The sequence below is a fragment of the Hydrogenophaga sp. genome (genome assembly GCF_026125785.1).
GTDB lineage: Bacteria > Pseudomonadota > Gammaproteobacteria > Burkholderiales > Burkholderiaceae_C > Hydrogenophaga.
The window spans coordinates 158,466-180,972 of record NZ_JAHCKL010000005.1; the positions used below are offsets into that span (position 1 = coordinate 158,466).

Here is a 22,507-nt window from a genome sequence, read left to right on the forward strand (position 1 = left end):
GAACGCGCCGCCTGTAGGGGCGCCTCTTCAGAGGGGCTGATACGTTTCTCCCCCGGGGCTTGTGCGATGAAGCAAGATAGATGCCAGAAATGCCCCGTTGTAAGCAGGGTTGTCGACGACGGGTTGCGACAAATTGTCGCGCCTGCAGACAGGCTGTCTCCACGAAATGTCGCCAGGCCGGTGGCCGTTTCTTATGCAAAGTGGTTCATAAGTAATTGCGATCACAGCCCATCCATGACCGTCGTGCAAACTGGAAAAAGCTCTGCCGGGTAGCAGGCCATCCAATGAGACGGGTCCCACGACCCGCAGGAGAACGACGACATGGACATGAACCGGAGGCATTTCTTCCGGGTCAGTGGAGCGGGGCTGGTGGGATCCAGCCTGGTCGCTTTGGGCTTTTCGCCCACGGCGGCCCTCGCGGAGACGCGAAGCTTCAAACTGGCCAGAACCACCGAAACCCGCAGCATCTGCCCGTACTGCTCGGTGAGCTGCGGTCTGGTGATGTACACCCTGGGTGACAAGGCGAAGAACGTCAAGTCGACCATCATTCACATCGAGGGTGACCCGGACAACCCCGTGAACCGCGGCACCCTCTGCCCCAAGGGTGCTGGCGTGATGGACATGATCCAGTCGCCCAACCGGGTGCTCTACCCGCAGGTGCGCGAGCCCGGCACCGATGAGTGGAAGCGCATCTCCTGGGACGATGCGCTCACGCGCGTGGCCAAGCACATGAAGGCCGACCGCGATGCGAACCTCATCAAGACCAATGCCGCTGGCACGACGGTCAACCGCTGGAGTTCCACCGGTTTCCTGATTTCCTCTGCTTCTTCCAACGAATCCGGTTATCTGAGCGTCAAGATCGCTCGCGGTCTGGGGATCGTCACCCTCGACACGCAAGCACGCATCTGACACGCGCCGACGGTGTCCAGTCTGGGCCCGACTTTCGGTCGCGGAGCGATGACCAACTCGTGGACGGATATCAAGAACACGGATCTTGTCCTGATCATGGGCGGCAATGCCGCCGAAGCCCACCCCTGCGGCTTCAAGTGGGTGACCGAGGCGCAGCAGCACCGCAAGGCGAAGCTGATCGTCGTCGATCCCCGCTTCACGCGCAGCGCGGCGGTGGCCGACTACTACGCACCCATCCGGGTGGGTACCGACATCGCCTTCCTGGGCGGCGTCATCAACTACCTGTTGAGCCAGGACAAGATTCACCACGAATACGTCAAGTTCAACACCGACGCGACGTTCCTCACCAAGCCCGGCTTCAGCTATGAGAACGGCTTCTTCTCGGGCTACAACGAGGAAAAACGCAGCTACGACAAGTCGACCTGGGGCTACCAGATCGGCGAGGACGGCTTCGTCAAGGTCGATGACACGATGCAGGATCCGCTGTGCGTGTACCAGCAGATGAAGAAGCACTACAGTCGCTACACGCCCGAGATGGTCAGCAAGATCACCGGCACGCCGCAGGACCAGTTCCTGAAGGTGGCCGAGATGCTGGCCGGCACGGCGGGGCCCGACAAGGTGATGACCATCTGCTACGCGCTGGGCTGGACCCAGCACAGCGTGGGCTCGCAGAACATCCGCTCGATGGCCATGATCCAGCTTCTGCTGGGCAACATGGGCCGTCCGGGGGGTGGTGTGAACGCGCTGCGCGGCCACGCCAACGTGCAGGGCATCACCGACATGAACGCCTACTCCGAGGTGCTGTCGGGCTACATGAGCGCGCCCAGCGATGCGGACACCAACCGCACCGACTACCTGGCACGCCGCACGCCCAAGCCGCTGCGTCCGAACCAGATGTCGTTCCCGCAGAACTTCCCCAAGTGGCACACCAGCCTGATGAAGGCCTACTACGGTGACGCCGCGAACGAGACGAACGACTACGCGTACGACTGGATACCCAAGCGCGACGGCGGCTACGACATCCTGCACATGTTCGAGCTGATGCACCAGGGCAAGATGAATGGCTTCCTCGTGCAGGGCTTCAACCCGATTGCGGCGGTGCCCAACAAGAAGAAGCTCTCGCAGGCGCTGAGCAAGCTGAAGTACCTGGTGGTGATGGATCCGCTGGAGACGGAGACGAGCGAGTTCTGGAAGAACTTCGGCCCGCTCAACGACGTCGACCCCAAGGCCATCCAGACCGAGGTGTTCCGCTTCCCGACCAGTTGTTTCGCCGAGGAGACCGGCACCTTCACCAACTCCAGCCGCGTCATCGCCTGGAAGGAGAAGGCGGTCGATCCGCCGGGCGAAGCCAAGGTCGACTCGGAAATCATGGCACGGCTCTTCATGAAGATCCGCGCGATGTACGCGAAGGACGGCGGCACGCTGCCCGAACCGGTGGCCGCGCTGACCTGGCCGTACCTGAACGCCAACGTGCCGTCGCCGGTGGAACTGCTGCGCGAGATCAACGGCCGTGCGCTCAAGGACGTGCTGGCGCCGCCCGACCCGAAAGACCCGAACGCGCCGCGCGCCGTGCTGGTCAAGGCGGGTGAGCAGATGCCCAACTTCGCGCTGCTGCAGGCCGATGGTTCGACCGCGTGCGGCAACTGGATCTACGCCGGTTGCTTCACGCAGGCGGGCAACATGACTGCGCGCCGCGATACCTCCGACCCCAGTGGTCTCGGTGTGTTCCCCGGCTGGGGCTTCGCGTGGCCGGCCAACCGCCGCATCCTCTACAACCGTGCCTCGGCCGACACGGCGGGCAAGCCGTGGGATGCCTCGCGCTCCTACCTGCGCTGGACCGGTTCGGCCTGGGGTGGCGTGGATGTGCCGGACATGCGGCCCAATGCGGCGCCTGAAGAAGGCGTGGGCTCCTTCATCATGAACCCCGAAGGTGTGGCCCGCCTGCACGCCATCGGCATGAACGATGGCCCGTTCCCCGAGCACTACGAACCGTTCGAGACGCCGCTGGGCGTGAACCTCATGTGCCCGAACAACCCCAAGGCGGTCAGCAACCCGGCGGCCCGCGTGTTCAAGGGTGATCTCGAAGCCTTCGGCAAGAAGGAAGAGTTCCCCTACGCGGCCACCACCTACCGCCTCACGGAGCACTTGCACTACTGGACCAAGCACTCGCGCTCGAACGCCATCGTTCAGCCGGCGCCTTTCGTCGAAATCGGCGAAGAGCTGGCGAAGGAGAAGGGCATCAGGCAAGGGGACAAGGTCCGCGTGCGCAGCAACCGCGGCGAAGTCGTGGCGGCTTGTGTGGTCACCAAGCGCATCAAGGCGCTGGATGTCAACGGTCAGAAGGTCCACCACGTGGGCATTCCGATCCACTGGGGCTTCAAGGGCGTGACGCAGAACGGCTACCTGGCCAATGCGCTGACACCCTTCGTCGGTGATGCGAACTCGCAGACACCGGAGTTCAAGGCGTTCCTCGTCAACATCGAGAAGGTGTAACCATGTCAAGCCTCCAATCACTCGACGTGGTGGCGCGCTCGGCCACCACCACACCCACGCCGCAGGTGCGAACGTCCATGCCGGCGCTCGCCAAGCTCATCGACGAGTCCAAGTGCATCGGCTGCAAGGCCTGCCAGGTGGCTTGCATGAACTGGAATGACCTGCGTGATGAGGTTGGCACCAACATCGGTGTCTACGACAACCCCGCCGATCTCACGCCTTCGAGCTGGACGGTGATGAAGTTCTTCGAGGTCGAGCCCAAGGAGGGCAACCTGGAATGGCTGATCCGCAAGGACGGCTGCATGCATTGCGAGGACCCGGGCTGCCTCAAGGCCTGCCCGTCGCCCGGCGCGATCGTGAAGTACGCCAACGGCATCGTCGACTTTATCAGCGAGAACTGCATCGGTTGCGGTTACTGCGTCAAGGGTTGCCCCTTCGACGTGCCACGCATCAGCGAGAAGGACAACAAGGCGTACAAGTGCACCTTGTGTTCCGACCGTGTGGGCGTGGGGCTGGAGCCGGCTTGCGTGAAGACCTGCCCGACAGGCGCCATTTCGTTCGGCACCAAGGACGACATGGTGGCCTACGGCGAGAAGCGCACGGGTGAGCTCAAGGAGCGCGGTTTCCAGAACGCCGGCCTGTACAACCCGCAAGGGGTGGGTGGCACGCACGTCATGTACGTGATGAAGCATGCCGACCGTCCCGAGCTGGTGGACCTGCCCAAGGATCCGACGATCAGTCCCTTCGTTTCGCTCTGGAAGGGCGTGGCCAAACCGCTCGCGGTCGCGGCCGTGCTGGGTGCCGCCGTGGCGGGCTTCTTCCACTACATGAAGGTCGGCCCCATCGAGGAGAAGGAACCTGGCGAGAAGGAGGACGTGAAATGAGCAAGCAACGCCTGATCGTCCGCTACAAGGACGGTGACCGCATGAACCACTGGTTCATCGCGCTCATGTTCTTCCTCGCCGGTCTCTCGGGGCTGGCCTTCTTCCACCCCAGCCTGTTCTTCTTCACCAACCTGTTCGGCGGTGGGCAGTGGACGCGGATCCTGCACCCCTTCCTCGGCCTGCTGATGGTGCTGGGTTTCCTCGTGTTTTTCGTCAAGATCTGGCGCGAGAACCTCATCACCGCCACCGACCGCGAGTGGGCGAAGCATGCGGGGCGCATGCTCCGGGGCGACAAGGCCGGCATGCCGCCGGCCGGCAAGTACAACTACGGCCAGAAGATGGTGTTCTGGGCCATGGCCTTGAGCTTGCTGGTGCTGGTGGTCACGGGCTTCATGTTCTGGCGGCCATGGTTCACGCCGTTCTTCAGCATCCCGGTCATGCGCATCGCCGTGCTGCTGCACGCCGTCGCCGCCGTCGTGCTGGTGCTCAGCGTGATCATGCACGTGTACGCCGCGATCTGGGTCAAGGGCACGGTGCGCGCCATGACGCGCGGCACGGTGACCGAGAGCTGGGCGCGGTTGAACCATCCGCTTTGGTACGAAGAGAAGAAGTGAGGGGCACCCCCCTGCGCCGCTGCGCGGCTTCCCCCCTCCGTAGCGCGCCTTCGGCGCTTCGAGGGGGGACGATGCCTTGGGCCGGCGGAGCCGGACCCTCGGCATCTCTGGGTGGGGGCTCGCTTCGCTTGCTCGTTTGTTGTTGTTGAAGGATTTTGGGATGACCAGTAGCGCTACGGTGCGCATCATGTCGGCGGAAGAGATCGCTGCGCGGGGTGGCGGGGACACGGTGTTTCTGCGGTTTCCTGAGCGGGCTACCCTGTTCGCCGAACGGGAGATGCGTTTGCGGCAGTTGGCCGGTGCCGGGCATGCGCTGGGGGACTACCTGGGTTTCATGGCGGACCTGGTGCATGAGCAGCAGCGTGCGCTGCAGAGCATGCCGGCGGTGCCGCTGCCCGGCGCCGAGGCGGTGGACCGTGCGGCGCGCGACGGTGTGCCGCTCTTGCCGGCGGCGGATTGGCCGCGCGATATGGCCTGGCGTGATCTGGCGCGCCGCATGGCGGCTGCGCTGCTGCCGCGCGCGCCAGAGGGTGGGCGCGACGTGCTGCGCCGGCTGGCCGAGGCCGATGATGTTTACCTGGAGCGGCAGGCGGACCTGCTGCTCAACGGACTGGCCACCGGTCTGGACATGGCGGCGGCGCCGCTGCTGGGGGGCACCCTGCAGGTGTACTGGACGCACCTGCTGCTGTCGGTACAGGCGGCGCACCAGGGCCAGGGTTCGCCCTTTGGCCGCATCGACGACGAGACCGCCTGCCCCTGCTGCGGCAGCCGCCCGACCGCGAGCATCACGCGCACCAGCGGCGAATCGCTGGGCCAGCGTTACCTGCACTGCTCGCTGTGCAACCTGGAATGGCACATGGTTCGCGGCAAATGCCCGCACTGCCTGAGCACCCAGTCGCTGGCCTACCAGTCGCTGGACCTGGCCGATGCCGTGGGCGAGGACAGCGCCTCGCGCGCCACCGCCGCCAAGGTGCAGGCGGAAACCTGCGACGACTGTGGCCACTACCTCAAGATCGCCCACACCGACCGCGACCCCTTTGTCGATCCGGTCGCCGATGACCTGGCCAGCCTCACGCTGGACCTGCTGGTGGCCGAGACCGGCAAGCAGCGCCACGGTGTGAACTTCATGCTGCTGTTCGGCGCGCCCGAGCCTTTGCTCGAAGACGAATCACCACCAGGGAAACGCTGATGACTCGCCTGACCGAATCCGTCGTCGACGGTTCCCAGGCGAAGAACCCGGCGAACCCCAAAGACCTTCCCAGCATCGACCGCGTCCTGCGCCGGCCCGCCGTGGCCGCGCTGGTGGCGGAGCACGGCCACACCCTGGTGGCCGACGAGGTGCGTGCGCTGGCCGAGTCGCTGCGCGAACGCGCCCGCCAAGGCACGCTGGACGCCGCGCAGATCACGCCCGAGGCGGTGGACGAGGCCGTGCTGGGGCGGATGCAGGCACGCCTGGCACCGCGCCTGCGCGCGGTGATCAACCTCACCGGCACGGTGATCCACACCAACCTGGGGCGCGCCTTGCTGGCGGACAGCGCGCTGCAGCACCTGCTGGCCATGATGGCCGGGCCCAACAACCTGGAGTACGACCTTGCCAGCGGCGGCCGGGGCGACCGCGACAGCGTGGTGGAGGAGCTGTTGTGCACGCTCACCGGTGCCGAAGCGGCGACGGTGGTCAACAACAACGCGGCCGCCGTCCTGCTGTCCATTGCCGCGCTGGCGCGTGGCCGCGAGGTCATCGTTTCGCGCGGCGAGCTGGTGGAAATTGGCGGCGCTTTCCGCATGCCCGACGTGATGGCCAGCGCCGGCGCCACGCTGGTGGAGGTGGGCACCACGAACCGCACGCACCCGCACGACTACGCCAACGCCATCACCGAGCGCACGGCTTTGTTGATGAAGGTGCACACCAGCAACTACGCGGTGCAGGGGTTCACCTCGTCGGTGGACGAAGGCGAGATCGCTCGCATCGCGCACGCGCGTGGCCTGCCCATGGCCACAGACCTGGGCAGCGGCGCGCTGGTGGACATGTCGCTCTGGGGCCTGCCGCACGAGCCCACGCCGCGCGAGAAGATCGCGGCCGGCTGCGACGTGGTGACCTTCAGCGGCGACAAGCTGCTGGGCGGACCGCAGGCTGGCCTCATCGTGGGCAGCAAGGAGGCGGTGGGCCGCATCCGCAAGTTCCCGATGAAGCGCGCCTTGCGCATGAGCAAGCTGCCGCTGGCCGCGCTGGAGGCCACGCTGATGCTCTACCTGCGGCCCGAACGCCTGGCGCAGGATCTGCCGACGCTGCGGCTGCTCACGCGCACGGCCGAGGCCATCCGCGAGCAGGCCGACAGCCTGCTCGCGGATGTGCAGAGCGCCGTGGCGCCGCGCTTCTCGGTGGAGGTGAAGGACATGCTGGGCCAGATCGGCTCGGGCTCGCTGCCGGTGGAGCGCCTGCCATCGGCCGGCCTGGCGCTGGCGCCGGTTGGCAAGAAGGGCGCGGGACGCGCCCTGGACGAACTCGCTGCGGCGCTGCGCGCGCTGCCGCGCCCCGTGATCGGGCGCGTGGCCGAAGACCGGCTGCTGCTCGACCTGCGCTGCCTTGAAGACAGCGCGGCCTTCGTGGCGCAGTTGCCTGCCCTGCGGCAGGCGCTGGGCTGACCGTTCCCCCACCCCAGGACAAGAGGAGCCTCGACGATGAACACGCTGGATGCCCTGCAACCCATCATCACCGACACCTTGGAGCCGTTGGCATTGCGCACCGATGCCGAGGCCCGTTTTCCTCGAGAGATGATCTCGGCACTGGGCCAGGCCGGGCTGCTCGGCCTGGTCAGCGCGGTGTCGGTGGGCGGGCAGGGCAAGGGCCTGCGCGAGGCGGTCGACGTGGTGTCCCGCATCGCGCAGACCTGCCCATCCACGGCCATGGTGGTGTGCATGCACTACTGCGCCACCGCCGTCATCGAGGCGTTCGGGGCGGAGCCGGTGCGCCGCGCCATCGCGCAGGGGCAGCACCTGAGCACGCTGGCCTTTTCCGAGGCGGAATCGCGCAGCCACTTCTGGGCGCCTGTGGGGACGGCCAGCGCCGAGGGCGACGCCGTGGTGCTGGACGCGCGCAAGAGCTGGGTTACGTCCGCCTTTGAGGCCGACAGCTACGTCTGGTCCAGCAAGCCGCTGGCGGCCGAGGGTGCCAGCTCGCTGTGGCTGGTCGACGCGAAACTGCCAGGGTTGAGCCAGCCTGGTCATTTCGATGGCCTGGGCCTGCGTGGCAATGCGTCCACGCCCATCACCGCGAAAGGCGTGCGCGTGAAGGCCGGTGACCGCCTGGGCGAGGATGGCAAGGGCTTTGACACCATGATGGGCGTGGTGCTGCCCTGGTTCGTGTCGCTGAGCGCGGCCTGCTCGGTTGGGATCATGGAAGGCGCCATCGCGCGTGCCGCCGGCCATGCCGGCGGAACCCGGCACCAGCACCTGGGTTCGTCGCTGGCCGATCTGCCCACCATCCGCGCCTACCTTGCGCGCGCCCGCATCAAGGCGGACATGTCGCGCGCGCTGCTCGACGACACCGTGGCCGCGATCGGCGCGGGCCGGCCGGACACCATGCTGCGGGTCCTGGAGGTCAAGGCCGCGGCGGCGGAGCACGCGCTGGAGGTCACCGACATCGCCATGCGGGTGTGCGGCGGCGCGGCGTTCCGCAAGGAAGCCGGCATCGAGCGTCTGTTCCGCGATGCGCGCGCCTCCAGCGTGATGGCGCCGACTTCCGATGTGCTGTACGACTTCATCGGCAAGGCCGTCACCGGCCTGCCGCTGTTCTAGGGGGTACCCACATGACCCGTGACACGCTGCTGATGGGGGCTGTGGCCTACGCGCCCAAGGTGGTCACCATCTGGGAGGGCTTCAAGGCGCACTTCCACCGCCACGGCCTGGCCTTCGACTACGTGCTGTATTCCAACTACGAACGCCAGGTGCAGGCGCAGTTCGAAGGGGCCATTCACCTCGCCTGGAATTCGCCATTGGCCTGGGTGCGCGCCGAGCGCATCGCGCGCCACCGTGGGCAGACGGTGGCGGCGGTGGCCATGCGCGACACCGACTGCGACCTGCGCTCGCTGGTGGTGGTGCGGGCCGACAGCGCGGTGCAGTCGCTGGCCGACCTGCGTGGGCGCACCGTGGGTGTGGGCGCGATCGATTCGCCACAGGCCACGCTGATCCCCCTGGGCCAGTTCCGCGCCGAGGGCCTGGTGCCCGGCCGGGACTTCACCGTGCGCCGCTTCGACGTGCTTGGCGGCAAGCATGGCGACCACATCGGCGGCGAGCGCGATGCCGCGACCGCGCTGATGGCCGGGGAGGTGGATGCGTGCTGCCTGATCGATGGCAATCACCTGGCCTTCGGCCTCGATGGCACGCTGCCGCCGGGAGCCACCCGCATCGTGGCGCGCACGGGGGCATACGACCACTGCAACTTCACCACCAGCCCGGACGCGCCCCAGGCGCTGGTCGATCGCTTCGTGGCCCTGCTGATGGCCATGCGCTGGGACGATCCGCAGGTACGACCCTTGCTGGAACTGGAGGGCCTGCGCGAGTGGCGCTGCGGCCGCACCAGTGGCTATGCGTTGCTGGAGCGCGCGGTCGACGACGAGGGGTTCTACAGCCATGATGGCGACATCCTCCCGGCCGACTATCGGTATTGAGGCGCTGGGCCTGGACCAGGGCGCGCTGCTGCTGATCCGCCGTGCGCTGGCGCGGGTGCCGGCGGGTGGCGAACTGGTGGTGTACGGCCACGCGCCAGGCTGGTACGACCACCTGGCCGCCTGGTGCCGCCAGACCGGCCATGGCCTGCGCATGGAGGCCGGGCAGGCGGTGGTGACCCGCGGCGCGCAGGCCGAAGGGCGCTGGCGCGGCGCCCTGGACAGTGGCCCCGCGCGCGTGGATGCCACACACCCGCCTGCGCAGGAGGCCCAGGCCTGCTGGGGGCTGGCCGCGCGCGGCGCGCGGGTGGAGGCGGGCAGCCCGGCATGGGCCTTTGCGCTGCGCCGCCGCCATGAGCTGTGGGCCGAGACGGCGGGAGAGCTGCACCGCCAGGCCATGGCCGCGCAATGGGACCCGCAGACCGCGATCGACTGGGAGGAGCCGTTCACGCTGGACGACGAGGTCGAGGACGCGGTGGTGCAGGTGATGACCTACCTGATCGAGAACGAGAACGCGGCGCTGCTGGTGCCCGCGCGCCACCTGGGCCAGATCCATCCCCACTACCGCGAGGTGCTGCAGTGCCTGGCGCAGCAGTGTGCCGACGAAGCCCGCCATGTGGAGGTGTTCACCCGCCGCGCGCTGCTGCGCGGGCGTGCGCCCGCACTGTCCACTGCGGGCGGGCAGGCCTCGCTGCAGACCTTGTTCGACGCGCCCGATTTTTCGGTGGCGACGTTTCTGCTCGGTGTGTTGGGCGAAGGCAGTTTCGTCAACCTGCTCAACTTCCTGCATGAGCATGCGCCCGATCCGGTCACGCGCCAGATCGCCCGCCTGACCGCGCGCGACGAGGCCCGCCATGTCGCGTTCGGCATGGCCCACCTGGAGTACCGGCTCTCGGTGGAGCCCGGCTTTCAGACGCGCCTTCGCAACGCCGTGGAACTGCGCTACGACGCCCTGGCAGGCACCGCCGGACTCAACGAGGAGGTCTTCGATGCGCTGGTGCTGCTGGCGGCGGGCGCGCTGTCGCCGCAGGCCATCGCGCGCGGCCACGCCGCCGTGCAGGACCTCAAGGCCGAAATGGCCACCGGCCGGCGCGCACGCCTGGCGCGCCTGGGTTTTGCCCGCGAGGAGGCGCAGCGCCTGGCGGATCTGCACACGCGCAACTTCATGTGACCCCGTGACGACGCGCCGATTTTTCCCGCAACCACAAAGAAGGAGACCCGCCATGAGCCTTGATCGCCGCCATTTCCTCGCAGCCGGTGCCGGTGCCGCCGGTGCACTGCTCGCCGGCTGCGCTTCCACAGGGCCAGCCGCATCCCGCCCCGCGCAGCCGTTCTTCATTGGCAGCCCCGCGCAGATGCTGATGCCCAAGGGCAAGGCACCCCGCGTGGTGGTGTGTGGCGGCGGCTGGGGCGGCCTCACCACGGCCAAGTACCTGCGCCAGCTTGCACCCTCGGCCGAGGTGGTGCTGCTGGAGCGCAACCCGGTGTTCTTCTCCTGCCCGATCAGCAACAAGTGGCTGGTCGACATGGTGGACACCAGCTTCATCACGCACGACTACCTGCGCGTGTCGGCCCAGCACGGCTACCGCTTCGTGCAGTGCGAGGTGCTGGAGATCGACCGCGGCGCCCGGCGCGTGGTGACCAGCCAGGGCGCGCTGGACTACGACTACCTGGTGATCGCGCCCGGCATCCGCTACAACTACGAAGCCTGGTTCGGCAACGACCGCGCCATCGCGGACGCCACCCGCACGCGCTTTCCGGCCGCCTACGTGAGCAACGCCGAACACTTTGCCCTGAAGAAGGCCTTGCACGGCTTCAAGGGCGGTGACTGGGTGATGACGCTGCCGCCGCCACCGCAGCGCTGCCCGCCTTCGCCCTATGAACGGGCCTGCATGGTGGCTTGGTACTTCAAGGCCAACAAGATCAAGGGCCGGGTCACCATCCTGGACCACAAGGACGGTGTGCGCCCCATCGGCCCGGGTTTCAGGGCCGCCTTCACCGAGCTCTACAAGGACTACATCACCTACGTGCCCAATGCGCACGTGCAGTCCATAGACCCGTTCAAGAAGGAAATCAAGACCGATGCGGGCGACATGAAGTTCGACCATGCCGTGCTGATGGCGCCCCACCAGGCCGGCGACCTGGCCTGGAAGGCCGACGCCATCGGCCTGAACTCCCAGGGCAAGTACACCGGCTGGGCCGACGTCGACCCGCTGATGCTGAACCTCAAGAACGACCCGAACGTCTACGTGATCGGCGACGCCGTGGGCTTCGTCTCGCCGCAGTTCGCCTTCTACCCCAAGAGCGCCCACGTGGCCAACCAGCATGGGCACATCGTCGCGGCCTACATCGCCGAACGCGTGGCTGGCCGCAGCCCCAAGGCCACGCTGCCCGACAACCTCTGCTACATGATGGTCAACGGCGATCCGCGCGAGGCCATCAGCGTGCAGTTCGACTACAAGGTCAACGCCCAGGGCGTGATCGAGCAGACGCAGATCGACATCAACCAGCGCAGCGCGGACCTGGTGCGCGAGAACTTCCGCTGGGCCGGTCTGAAGTTCGACGACATGTTCTCCTGATTCACCGCCTCCCCACCCCGCAACCTCACCTGAAAGGCTCCACCACATGAACTCCATCCTCCACCGCGTCGCCCGTCGGGCGCGCCTGCTGACCGCCGTGGCGGCCTTGTCTTTGTGTGCGGGCGCGCATGCGCAGGCCAGCTTCAAGGTCACCACCATCCCGGAAGAGGCGGCCTCGGAGCAGATCCGCAAGTTCGGCCCGATGGTGAAGTACCTGGAGCGCAGCCTGGGCACCAAGGTGGAGTTCGTGCCCGTCAGCGATTACCCCGCAGCCGTGGAGGCGCTGGTGAACAAGCAGGTGGACCTGGTCTGGTTCGGCGGCTTTACCTTCGTGCAGGCCAAGCTGCGCTCCGGCGACAAGGTGGTGCCGCTGGTGCAGCGCGAGGAAGACACACAGTTCCGCTCCGTGTTCATCACGCAGAAGGACTCGGGCATCAAAACCCTGGCCGACCTCAAGGGCAAGCAGGTGAGCTTCGGTTCGGCCTCCAGCACCTCCGGCCACCTCATGCCGCGCAGCTTCCTGCTGGAGGCGGGCATCGAGCCCGAGCGCGACTTCAAGCGCGTGGCCTTCTCCGGCGCGCACGACGCCACCATCGCCTCGGTGGTCAGCGGCCGTGTGGACGCCGCCGCGCTGGACATCACGGTCTGGCGCAAGTTCGTGAGCGAGAACAAAGTCGACACGAGCAAGGTGGACGTGTTCTACACCACGCCGCCGTACTTCAACTACAACTGGTCGGTGCATGCGGACATGCCAGCGGCGCAGCGCGAGAAGGTGACAAAGGCCCTGCTGGCGCTGAGCACAGACAACCCCGAGGGCAAGGAGGTCCTGGGGCTGGCGCGCGCCACGCGCTACGTGCCCACCAAACCCGAAAACTACAAGGGGCTGGAGGCCGCGGGCCGCAGCGCGGGCCTGATCAAATGAGTGGTCTGGCGGTCGAGCTCGATCGCCTGGGCGTGAGGCATCCGGCCGCACGCGACGGTGCCGCGCCCGCGCTGGCGGACTTGAGCGTGCGGGTGGCGCCCGGCGAACAGGTGGTGGTGATCGGCCCCTCGGGGGCTGGCAAGACCACGCTGTTGCATGCGCTGGGCTGTGCCCTGCCACCTTCGGCTGGCAGCCTGCGCCTGGATGGGCAAGACCCCTGGACACTGGGCGCGGCGGACCTGCGCCGCCTGCGCGCACGGCTGTTTCTGGCGCCGCAGACGCCACCGCTGCCTCCGCGCCAGCGCGTGGTGACTTCGGTGCTGGCGGCGCGGCTGCCGCAGATGGGGCTGTGGGCCAGCCTGGCCTCGCTGGTGCATCCGCGCGGTGCGCCGCAGGCGCATGCGGCGCTGGAGCGCTTCGATCTGGGCGACAAACTGTGGGAGCGGGTGGACAGGCTTTCCGGCGGCGAGCGCCAGCGCGTGGGCCTGGCCCGTGCGCTGCTCGCGCCGGCCGCGCTGTGGCTGATCGACGAACCGCTCTCGGCCCTGGATCCGGCGCGCGCCACCCTGGCGCTGCGCGCGCTCACGCAAGTGGCGCGGGAGCGGGGCGTGACCCTGTTGGCCACCCTGCACCAGGTGGACCTGGCGCTGGCGAACTTTCCGCGCGTGCTGGGTCTGCGCGATGGCAGGCTCGCGTTCGACCTGCCTGCGGAGCAGGTGACGCCGGCTCTGCTGGCCGAGCTCTACGCCAGCTTCGAACACGAGCTGCAGGGGCTGGCGCCGCAGGCCGAGGCCCCTGTGGCCGGTACGGCGGCCGCACCCGCCATGCACTGTTGAGTCCGCCGCATGGGCACGCACGCGATCAACATCCACCGCGACCCGGCCTGGCGCGGCCGTGTGTTCTGGACCCTGGCCGCCGCCGCGCTGCTGGGGCCCGCGCTGGTGGCGGTGGAGTTCAAGGTCTGGCTGCTGTTCGCGCCCGACAACCTGCGTGTCACCCTGCGTTTCCTCGGCGACTTTCTGCCGCCGGCCATGTCGGCCGAGTTCCTCTCGATGGTGCTGCGCGAAACCTGGCGCACCGTTGCCATCGCTTCGGCGGCCATGGTGCTGGCGCTGCTGCTGGCGGTTCCACTGACGCTGCTGTCGAGCGCGGCGCTCTCGGTGTCTTCGCTTTCGGGCCGCATGCACCCTCTGGCCTGGGCGGTGCGGCAGGCCGTGCGCCTGTTGCTGGTGGTGCTGCGCAGCGTGCCGGAGCTGGTGTGGGCTCTGGTGTTCGTGCGCGTGGTCGGCCTGGGACCCAGCGCGGGTGTGCTGGCGATCGCACTCACCTACGCAGGCATGCTGGGCAAGGTGTACGGGGAGATCCTGGAGAGCGGCGACCTGCATCCCACACGCTCGCTGCTGCGCAACGGCAGCGGCCGCCTGCAGGCGTTTCTCTATGCGTTGCTGCCCGGCAATTCGCGCGAACTCACCAGCTACACCGTGTACCGCTGGGAGTGCGCGATCCGATCATCGGCGGTGCTGGGCTTCGTCGGCGCTGGCGGCCTGGGTCAGCAGCTCGACGCGTCGATGAAGATGTTCAACGGCGGCGAGGTGGCCACCATCCTCGTGGCTTTCGTGCTGCTGGTGGCGCTGGCCGATGCGGTCAGCGCGCAACTGCGCAAGGCCCTGGGTTGAAGGGGCGCTCCATGAACGCGAGACAACCGACCCTGCCGCCCCAGCCGCCCCGTGCCTGGGGTGTGCGGCTGTTGCTCCTGGGCATGGTGGTGCTGGCGGTCGCCAGCTTCGTCGAGGTCGGGGTGGACTGGGGGCGCCTGTTCTCGGTGGATGCCGCGCAGAAGATGGGTCGCTTCCTGGGCGAGATGGCTCAGCCTGCCATGGAGCCCGCGTTCCTGGCGCGGCTGGGCATCGCGACACTGGAGACGCTGGCCATGTCGGCCGTAGGCACTTTGCTGGCGGCCGTGTTCGGTCTGCTGCTGGCCTTGCCGGCCAGCCGCCTGCCAGGCCAGACCGCAGGGCTGTGGCGTGCGCCCACGCGCTGGTTGCTCAATGTGTTGCGCTCCATTCCTGAACTGGTGTGGGCCGCGCTGCTGCTCATCTCGGCAGGGCTCGGACCGCTCGCGGGCACATTGGCGCTGGCGCTGCACACCACCGGTGTCCTGGGGCGTCTCTTTGCCGAAGTGATCGAGAACGCGCCCGATGGACCGGCGTTCGCGTTGCGCGTGCAGGGCGTGCCCGGCGGCCGGGCCTTTCTCTATGCCACCTTTCCGCTGGCACTGCCGCAGTTGCTGTCCTACACGCTCTACCGCTGGGAAAACAACATCCGTGCGGCGGCGGTGCTCGGCGTCGTGGGCGGCGGCGGCCTGGGCCAGATGCTGTCCTACCACATGGGGTTGTTCCATATGCGCGAGACTGGCGGCATTCTGTTGGCCACCATCCTGCTGGTGGCCTTGGTGGACCTGCTGTCCACCGTCGCGCGAAAGGTACTCAACCCATGATCGTCGGAACGGCCGGCCACATCGACCACGGAAAGACCACGCTGGTGCGCGCGCTCACCGGCGTGGACACCGATCGCCTGCCGGAGGAAAAGCAGCGCGGCGTGTCCATCGAACTGGGCTATGCCTTCACCGATGCGCCGGACGGCCAGCGCATCGGCTTCATCGATGTGCCAGGCCACGAGCGCCTGGTCCACACCATGCTGGCCGGTGCCACCGGCATCGATTTCGCCCTGCTGCTCGTCGCCGCCGACGACGGTGTGATGCCGCAGACGCGCGAGCATCTGGCCGTGCTGTCCCTGCTGGGCCTGCGGCGGGGCGTGGTGGCCCTGACCAAGTGCGACCGGGCGGATGCGGCGCGCCTGCGGTCCGTGGCCGATGACGTGGCCGCGCTGCTCGAAGGCACCTCGCTGGCGGGGGTGCCGGTGCTGCCCGTGTCGGCCCAGACCGGCGAAGGTATCGAAGCCCTCAAGGACGTGCTGTTCCAGGCCGCGCGAGAGACCGGCGCGCATGCGCGCCTGAACGAGTCTTTCCGCCTCGCGGTGGACCGCGCGTTCACGCTCGACGGCGTGGGCACCGTGGTCACCGGGACCGTGCACGCAGGCCAGGTGCGGGTGGGCGACGAACTCCAGCTCGTGCCAGGCGAACGGCGGGCGCGTGTGCGCAGCCTGCACGCGCAGAACCGCGCCGTCGCCACGGCGCAGGCCGGCCAGCGCTGCGCGGTGGCACTGGCGGGCGTGGAGCGGCAAGAGATCGAGCGCGGCCAGTGGCTGTGCCTGCCGGCCATGGCCATGGCGAGCGAGCGCGTGGACGTGCAGTTGACGCTCTGGCAAGGCGAGGCGCGGCCGCTGCGCTCCGGCGCGAGCGTGCACGTGCACCTGGGCTCGGCATCGGTGTTGGGCACGGTGGCGGTGCTGGACCCACCGGCGCTGGAGCCCGGCCAGAGCGGGCGCGTGCAACTTGTGTTGCGCAAGCCGCTGGGCGTGTGGCATGGCGACCGTGTGGTGCTGCGCGACGCATCGGCCTCGCGCACGCTGGCCGGTGGCCGTGTGCTGGACCCGTGCGCGCCGGTGCGCTACCGACGCACGCCGCAGCGCCTGGCCGAACTCGATGCCCTGAGCCAGCCAGACGCGCGCTCGCGTCTGGCGGCGCTGCTCGCCGTGGCGCCTCAAGGCCTGGACCTGCGCCGCTTCGCGGCCGCGCAAGGCCAGGCGGTGGTGGACGAACTGCCCGCTGGCGCGCTGCGCCACAGCGATGCGCACGCGGACGTGGCGCTGGGCGCGGCGCAGACCGAGCAGGCCGAGGCGCGTGTCGTCCAGGTGCTGGCCGACTACCACGCGCGCCACACCGAGGAACTGGGGCCGGACAGTGCGCGGCTGCGCCGCCTGGCTCTGCCGCGCCTGTCCGAGCCGCTGTGGCGCGCCTTGCTGGCGCGCCTGCAGGCGGCCGCGCGGGTGCAGGTGCGTGGTGCGTTCGTGCACCTGCCCGAACATGGCGTGCGCCTGTCGGCCACCGAGGAACGCCTGGCGCAGAAGGTGGCCGCACCGTTGCTGGCGGCTGGCTTCGAGGGGGCGTGGGTGCGCGACCTGGCGCGCGACAGTGGCGAGCCTGAAGCGCTGATGCGTGTCACGCTCGTTCGGCTGTCGCAGCGCGGCGAGCTCTACCAGGTGGTCAAGGACCTCTACTACCCGCCGGCCACCATGGCTCGGCTGGCCGTCATCGCGCGCACCGTGGCTGCCGGGCAGGGCGGAGCGGTGGCGGCCGCCGCGTTCCGCGACGCGACCGGCCTGGGCCGCAAGCGCGCAATACAGATACTGGAGCACTTCGACCGCATCGGCCTGTTGCGCCGTGTGGGCGATGCGCATTGGCTGCGTGCCGACAGTCAGCTTTTCCTGGACGACGCGCGGGCGGAGGCACCGCTATGATCGGCCAGTCGGTTTTTGCGGAGGGGAAACGATCCTGGTGGGTCGGCCGGGCTTCAAACCCGGTGGGTGGCGCCATGCGTCGCCGGGTGGGTTCGACTCCCATTCTCCTCCGCCACTGGATGACGCTCTCCTCTGCGCGGTGTTCCTGGATGCGACCCGTGCGCTCTTGGCCGAACCCTTGTTGAACATGGACCGCTTCTTGGCCGACTTTCCTGCCGGTTTGCTCTACCACGTCGAGCACCAGGTGTGGGCGCGGGTGGAGGCGCCCGACGTCGTGACCGTGGGCATCACGGCCCTGGGCATCAAGCTCTCGGGTGAAATCTACATGTGCCGCGCCCGGCCACTGGGCACGGTGGTGGAGCAGGGCCGCTCGATCGGGGTGGTGGAGCTGGCCAAGTCCATCGTGTCGGTGAAGGCGCCGCTGTCGGGCACGGTGATCGAGGCCAACCCGGTGCTGGCGCAGCGGCCCGAGCGCGTGCACGAGGACCCGTATGGCGAGGGCTGGATCGCTCGCCTGCGACCCTCGGCGCTGGAGGCCGAGCGCGCGGCCTTGCTCCAAGGCGAAGCCGTGTTCGCGGCCATGGCGGAACACGCGCGCCTGCACCGCATCCAGATCGAACACCATGCCTGACACGCACGAGGCCAGCGGCATTGCCATCCTGCTGTGGGCGGCCGAACCCGAGGCCCCGCACCGGCTGGCCACACCTTTCTTCCATGCCGCTGCTGCTGCCGCCATGGACGTGCCGGTGGAAATCTATTTCACGGCCCGCAGCGTGCACCTGCTGGTGCCGGGCGTGGCCCAGGGCCTGCGGGCCAGCGAACGGTTCGACAAGACCGTGCTCGATGCCATGCGGGAAGCGGTGTCGCATGGCGCGCGCCTGCTGGCCTGCACCGATGCGCTGCACGCGCAGGGCATCGATCCGCGCGGACTGATCCCCGAGTGCAGCGGCCATGGTGGCGCGGTGCAGTTCATGGCCCGCGCGTCAGATCTGCGCTGGCGCACACTGGTTTTCTGACGATGTCCACTGCCGACGCGCGCTCCTCCATCCTGGCCAACCTGAACAGCCGTTTCTCGGTCGGTGCCAAACACCTGGCCGAGCCCGCACCCTCGCCGCAGGACCTGCAAGGCATGGCACAGGCCGCTTTGCGCGCTCCCGACCACGCGGGCCTGGTGCCGTTTCGCTTCGCAATCGTCCGCGGCGCGGCGCGAGAACGCCTGGCCGACCTGTTCGAGCAGGCCGCCGTGCAGGCCGGAAAGACCGCCGACGAAGCCGTGCTCGACCGCCGCCGCGCGCTCGAACCGCCGCTGCTGGTGGCGGTGATCGCGCGCATCGACACCGGCCACCCCGTGGCCAGCGTGCACGAACAATGGATGACCGTGGGCGGCGCGCTCACCAATTTCCTCAACGCGGCCCACGCGCTGGGCTACGCCGGCAAGATGCTGTCGGGTGCCAAGGTGCGCGCCGCACCCATCGTGGCCGCGTTCTGCGGCCCCGGCGAAAGCCTGGTGGGCTGGGTGGTGATGGGCACCGCGCGCAAGATCGGCACACCAAAATTCCAGAAGCCCGGACCGGACGAGGTGCTGCGCGACTGGTGACCGCAGGCCAGTGCAGCGTGGGGGCCACAGACCCCGCCGCCGGGCCGCCCCAAGGCGGGGTCAGCCCCCTCGGGGGGCAGCGACCCGCGCAGCGGCGGAGCGTGGGGGCCACAGACCCCGCCGCCGGGCCGCCCCAAGGCGGGGTCAGCCCCCTCGGGGGGCAGCGACCCGCGCAGCGGTGGAGCGTGGGGGCAACAGACCCCACCGCCGGGCCGCCCCAAGGCGGGGTCAGACCCCCTCACCCCCACCACGGCAGCAGGCGCTTCATGGCCGTGATGTCGCCGCAGTGGTCGGCCGCGTAGCCGGGCAGGGCGTTGAGCTGTTCCTGCCACGCGCGGCTGCGCAGGCGCCGCACCAGGTACTGCGCGGGTGTGCGCTCCAGGGTGCTCTTGAGGCAGGCGAGCACGTAGCGTTCCTCGGTCAGGGGCACGAAGTCCAGTCCGTGCGCGCTGGCCGCGTATTCGGTGCCCAGGCCCGCATCGGCCGTGCCGCAGGCCACGCTCAGGGCCACGGCGGCGTGCGTGGGCTCCACGCGCGAGTGGCCGTCGATGGCCTGGGGCTGCACACCGGCCTGGGCCAGCAGTTCGTCGAACAGCAGACGGGTCCCGGTGCCGATGCCGCGGTTGACGAAGCGTGCCCGCTTCTGTGCCAGGTCGGCGACGGTGCGCAGGCCCAGTGGGTTGCCTGGCGCCACCAGCAGTCCCTGGACACGCTGCGCGAAACCGATGAGCTTGTGCAGCCCCGGCTTGAGCAGAGGCCGGTGGCTGCGTGCGCTCAGGCTGCCTGCGGTGGCGAAGGACTGGGTGTGAAAGCCCGCCACATCGCAGCGCCCCTCGCTCAGGCTGCGGATCGCGTCCGTGCTGCCGCAGTAGCGGATGTCCAGGTGCAACGGCGGTGCGGGACTGCGTCCGCGCACGGGTTGGCTGCAGTGCTGCTGAAACACCCCCAACGCGAGGTCGTGGCTGGCGCACAGTGTGAGGTGGTTGCCAAGTGTCGCGTCTTCGTCAATGGCTTGTTCGTACGCGCGCGCCAGCGTGGTCTGCAACTGTTCGAGCTGCGGGGCCAGCCGCGCCTGGGCCATGCGTTCGGCCAGCAGCAGCCGCTCTCCGAAAGGCGTAAGCCGCGCGGCCTGCCCACGCTCCCAGAAAACCAGCGGCTGGCCCAATGGTCCTTCCCAAGCCTTGAGCTGGCCCCAGACATGGCGGTAGGACAGGCCCAGCGCACGCGCCGCACCCGAGATGGAGCCACTGGCATGCAACGCCTGCAACAGGTCCTGCATGGGGTTGCGCAGCAATGGTCCTTGTGCACTGTCGGGGTGGGCACCCGCGGTGTGGGTGTAGGAGAGCTCGATCTTGCGCATGGGCTTCGAGTGTGCATGAAACGGTTCGCCCGGGCTTGCCCTGATCGCCGATCTGTGGGCATACTGGGCCGGCACATGCCCGCCATGTCACCTCATCGTTCCACAACACAACACCATCAAGGAGTCTTCCATGGGAATCTTCAGCAACATCCTCGAAAAGCTTGGCATGGGCTCCCCCAAGGTCGTGCCGCAGCCGCCCGCTGCCGCCCCCGCGCCAGCCGCAACCGTGGCCGCCCCGCCTGCTGCGCCCCCCGCCGCCGCGCCGGCACCCGTGGCCTCCATCACCATGGTCGACGTCATGGCCCTGATGGAAAAGAAAGCCGCGGCCAATCCGCAGAAACTCAACTGGCGCACTTCCATCGTGGACCTGCTCAAGCTGCTCGACCTCGACAGCAGCCTGGCTGCACGCAAGGAGCTGGCGAAGGAGCTCTATTGCCCTGACGAACTGATGGGTGATTCGGCGCAGATGAACATGTGGCTGCACAAGAACGTGCTGGCCCACATCGCGGCCAACGGCGGCAACATCCCGAAGGAGCTGCTCGACTGATGGGCGCCCGGCCGCCGGGCCGGGGCGGGTCTTGACACGGGTGGGGGTATCACCTCCAATGCGCTTGTCCACCTCTGGAGAAACGCATGCGCAAGACAGTTCTGTGTTCCCTGGCCATGGCGGTGCTGCTGCCCGTCGCGGCGCTGGCCGATGGCCCCACCTGCAACGCCGCTTCGGCCGAGAAGAAGCTCGCCGGCGCTGCCAAGACGTCGTTCCTGAAGAAGTGCGAGAAGGACGCCGCCGCAACCTGCGATGCGAGCGCGACCGAGAAGAAGCTGCATGGCGCCGCGCGCACGAGCTTCACCAAGAAGTGCGTCAAGGACGCGGTGGGCTGACGGCGAGCCTGTTTCGCCGGTCGCTCAGCGCGGCTGGCGCGCACCCAGCTTGCGGTAGACCGTGGCGCGGCTGATGCCCAGTGCGCGCGCGGCTTCCATGACGTTGCCACGCGCATCTTCCACCGCCTTGCGGATGAGGGCGGTTTCCACGTCCTTGAGCGGTACGCCATGGCTGGGGCCGTGAATGGCCGCCATGCTGTGCTCGCTGGTGCGGTTCATGCGCGCGAGCACACTCAGGCGCAGGCCGGACCACAAAGGCACTTCCAGTGCGCCGCGCTGGGCGCGCGCGGCGTCGAAGAAGGTCTGCATGGGCACGGCAAAGAGATCGTCGCAATGGTCGGGCGCCATGCCCGGGGCGATGCCCAGCATGTCCGCGGCGGGCCTGTTGAGCGCGGTGACCTGTCCTTCACCATCCAGGCAGACCAGTCCGTCGCTGTCGTCGCCGTGTACGCGGCCGGGCCAGTTCAGGCACAGCAGCAGGCGGTGGGGCCGGCCGAGCGCGAGTGCGTTTTCGATGCTGCGCGCCGACTGGGTGACGAGGTGCTTGAGCGCAGGCTGTTCCACGACGTTGACGCCCGTGAGATCGAGCATGCCAACACAACGCCCGTCCGGCCCCCAGATGGGCGCGCCGGCGCAGCTGTAGACACTGGTGTCGTCGTAGAAATGCTCACCGCGGTGCAGCCAGACCGGTTGCAGTTCGGCCAGGGTGGTGCCGATGGCGGTGGTGCCCACGGCGCGCTCTGAGAGGTCCACGCCCACGCGCGCGATGTTGGCCGCCAGCGGGTCGTGCCGGTCCACCGGGCCGTTGACGTCGATCACCACGCCTTGCGCGTCGGTCAGGATGGCGAAGTAGCGCGTGTGCGCCATGGCACGCGAAAGCGACTGGATCACCGGCGCGGCCGCGCGCAGCAGGGGCTGGCTGGCCTCGATGGCGCGTGTCATGGCCTGGTCGCTGACCGCGTCGAAGGCGATGTGGCGTTGGGGTTCGAAGCCGAGATCCAGGCAGCGGCGCCAGGAGCGCTCCACCCAGGGCGCCAACAGAGGCTGCGTCGCAGGCGCGTGGTCTTTGAGCAGCGTTCGCCGGGCCCGCTCGATCAGTGCGAGGCGGTGCTGCTGCGGAACCGTGGGTGGGGACTGGGGTGTCGTCACGATCGGCTGCTGTGGTGGGCTTCGTGGGCTGGCGC

The 22,507-nt window shown here is 68.5% G+C and carries 21 protein-coding genes and 1 tRNA gene; 20 read left to right on the forward strand and 2 right to left on the reverse strand.

Annotated elements, in window-relative coordinates; all coding sequences use genetic code 11:
- Positions 1-321: 321 nt before the first annotated feature.
- From fdnG to KIT53_RS07780, 18 genes are all read left to right on the forward strand, one after another.
- The gene (fdnG, locus tag KIT53_RS07695) at positions 322-3,402 is read left to right on the forward strand and encodes a formate dehydrogenase-N subunit alpha (RefSeq protein ID WP_297750082.1); all 3,081 of its coding nucleotides are present in this window, start codon (positions 322-324) and stop codon (positions 3,400-3,402) included.
- 2 nt (positions 3,403-3,404) lie between these two features.
- Positions 3,405-4,286 carry a formate dehydrogenase subunit beta gene (gene fdxH, locus KIT53_RS07700; RefSeq protein ID WP_297750085.1) on the forward strand — a complete coding sequence of 294 codons (882 nt, stop codon included), beginning with the start codon at positions 3,405-3,407 and terminating at the stop codon, positions 4,284-4,286.
- Complete coding sequence (locus tag KIT53_RS07705; RefSeq protein WP_297750090.1) at positions 4,283-4,900, forward strand: formate dehydrogenase subunit gamma; 618 nt, start codon at positions 4,283-4,285, stop codon at positions 4,898-4,900. The genes fdxH and KIT53_RS07705 overlap by 4 nt, the downstream gene beginning before the upstream one ends.
- Before the next feature lie 160 nt (positions 4,901-5,060).
- Positions 5,061-6,089 carry a formate dehydrogenase accessory protein FdhE gene (fdhE, locus tag KIT53_RS07710; RefSeq protein ID WP_297750093.1) on the forward strand — a complete coding sequence of 343 codons (1,029 nt, stop codon included), beginning with the start codon at positions 5,061-5,063 and terminating at the stop codon, positions 6,087-6,089.
- On the forward strand, positions 6,089-7,543 hold the full coding sequence (selA, locus tag KIT53_RS07715; protein WP_297750095.1) for an L-seryl-tRNA(Sec) selenium transferase: 1,455 nt from the start codon (positions 6,089-6,091) through the stop codon (positions 7,541-7,543). The genes fdhE and selA overlap by 1 nt, the downstream gene beginning before the upstream one ends.
- Before the next feature lie 36 nt (positions 7,544-7,579).
- Positions 7,580-8,695 (forward strand): acyl-CoA dehydrogenase family protein, encoded by a 1,116-nt coding sequence (locus tag KIT53_RS07720; protein ID WP_297750098.1) that lies wholly within the window; start codon positions 7,580-7,582, stop codon positions 8,693-8,695.
- An 11-nt stretch (positions 8,696-8,706) separates the two neighbouring features.
- Complete coding sequence (locus KIT53_RS07725) at positions 8,707-9,567, forward strand: PhnD/SsuA/transferrin family substrate-binding protein (RefSeq protein WP_297750101.1); 861 nt, start codon at positions 8,707-8,709, stop codon at positions 9,565-9,567.
- The gene (locus KIT53_RS07730; RefSeq protein WP_297750105.1) at positions 9,530-10,735 is read left to right on the forward strand and encodes a ferritin-like domain-containing protein; all 1,206 of its coding nucleotides are present in this window, start codon (positions 9,530-9,532) and stop codon (positions 10,733-10,735) included. Before KIT53_RS07725 ends, KIT53_RS07730 begins: the two co-directional genes overlap by 38 nt.
- Before the next feature lie 52 nt (positions 10,736-10,787).
- Positions 10,788-12,143 carry an FAD/NAD(P)-binding oxidoreductase gene (locus tag KIT53_RS07735; protein WP_297750107.1) on the forward strand — a complete coding sequence of 452 codons (1,356 nt, stop codon included), beginning with the start codon at positions 10,788-10,790 and terminating at the stop codon, positions 12,141-12,143.
- Positions 12,144-12,189: 46 nt separating this feature from the next.
- Positions 12,190-13,065, forward strand: coding sequence for a putative selenate ABC transporter substrate-binding protein (locus KIT53_RS07740; RefSeq protein ID WP_297750109.1), 876 nt, complete (start codon positions 12,190-12,192; stop codon positions 13,063-13,065).
- Positions 13,062-13,901 (forward strand): ATP-binding cassette domain-containing protein, encoded by an 840-nt coding sequence (locus KIT53_RS07745; RefSeq protein ID WP_297750113.1) that lies wholly within the window; start codon positions 13,062-13,064, stop codon positions 13,899-13,901. Before KIT53_RS07740 ends, KIT53_RS07745 begins: the two co-directional genes overlap by 4 nt.
- Positions 13,902-13,910: 9 nt before the next feature.
- Positions 13,911-14,741, forward strand: coding sequence for an ABC transporter permease (locus tag KIT53_RS07750; protein WP_297750116.1), 831 nt, complete (start codon positions 13,911-13,913; stop codon positions 14,739-14,741).
- A gap of 11 nt (positions 14,742-14,752) precedes the next feature.
- Positions 14,753-15,562: a phosphonate ABC transporter, permease protein PhnE gene (phnE, locus tag KIT53_RS07755; RefSeq protein ID WP_297750119.1), complete on the forward strand. Its 810-nt coding sequence runs from the start codon at positions 14,753-14,755 to the stop codon at positions 15,560-15,562.
- Positions 15,559-17,484 (forward strand): selenocysteine-specific translation elongation factor, encoded by a 1,926-nt coding sequence (gene selB, locus KIT53_RS07760; RefSeq protein ID WP_297750121.1) that lies wholly within the window; start codon positions 15,559-15,561, stop codon positions 17,482-17,484. Before phnE ends, selB begins: the two co-directional genes overlap by 4 nt.
- A gap of 19 nt (positions 17,485-17,503) precedes the next feature.
- Positions 17,504-17,599, forward strand: a tRNA-Sec gene (locus KIT53_RS07765).
- 72 nt (positions 17,600-17,671) lie between these two features.
- Positions 17,672-18,115 carry a glycine cleavage system protein H gene (locus KIT53_RS07770; protein WP_297750124.1) on the forward strand — a complete coding sequence of 148 codons (444 nt, stop codon included), beginning with the start codon at positions 17,672-17,674 and terminating at the stop codon, positions 18,113-18,115.
- A complete protein-coding gene (locus tag KIT53_RS07775; RefSeq protein WP_297750127.1) occupies positions 18,108-18,500 on the forward strand; it encodes a DsrE family protein in 393 nt (130 codons plus the stop codon). The genes KIT53_RS07770 and KIT53_RS07775 overlap by 8 nt, the downstream gene beginning before the upstream one ends.
- A 2-nt stretch (positions 18,501-18,502) precedes the next feature.
- Entirely contained in the window at positions 18,503-19,081 is a 579-nt protein-coding gene (locus KIT53_RS07780) for a nitroreductase family protein (RefSeq protein WP_297750130.1), read from the forward strand.
- 238 nt (positions 19,082-19,319) lie between these two features.
- Here KIT53_RS07780 and KIT53_RS07785 read toward each other — a convergent pair whose 3' ends face one another.
- A complete protein-coding gene (locus KIT53_RS07785; RefSeq protein ID WP_297750133.1) occupies positions 19,320-20,441 on the reverse strand; it encodes a substrate-binding domain-containing protein in 1,122 nt (373 codons plus the stop codon).
- A gap of 130 nt (positions 20,442-20,571) precedes the next feature.
- Here KIT53_RS07785 and KIT53_RS07790 point away from each other — a divergent pair, with 130 nt between their 5' ends.
- Together KIT53_RS07790 and KIT53_RS07795 are read left to right on the forward strand one after the other, a co-directional pair.
- Positions 20,572-20,988, forward strand: coding sequence for a DUF3597 domain-containing protein (locus tag KIT53_RS07790; protein ID WP_297750136.1), 417 nt, complete (start codon positions 20,572-20,574; stop codon positions 20,986-20,988).
- A gap of 86 nt (positions 20,989-21,074) precedes the next feature.
- On the forward strand, positions 21,075-21,323 hold the full coding sequence (locus KIT53_RS07795; protein ID WP_297750140.1) for a PsiF family protein: 249 nt from the start codon (positions 21,075-21,077) through the stop codon (positions 21,321-21,323).
- A gap of 24 nt (positions 21,324-21,347) precedes the next feature.
- Here the strand turns inward: KIT53_RS07795 and KIT53_RS07800 are convergent, their stop codons facing one another.
- Positions 21,348-22,472, reverse strand: coding sequence for a helix-turn-helix domain-containing protein (locus KIT53_RS07800; protein WP_297750143.1), 1,125 nt, complete (start codon positions 22,470-22,472; stop codon positions 21,348-21,350).
- Between the last annotated feature and the right edge of the window lie 35 nt (positions 22,473-22,507).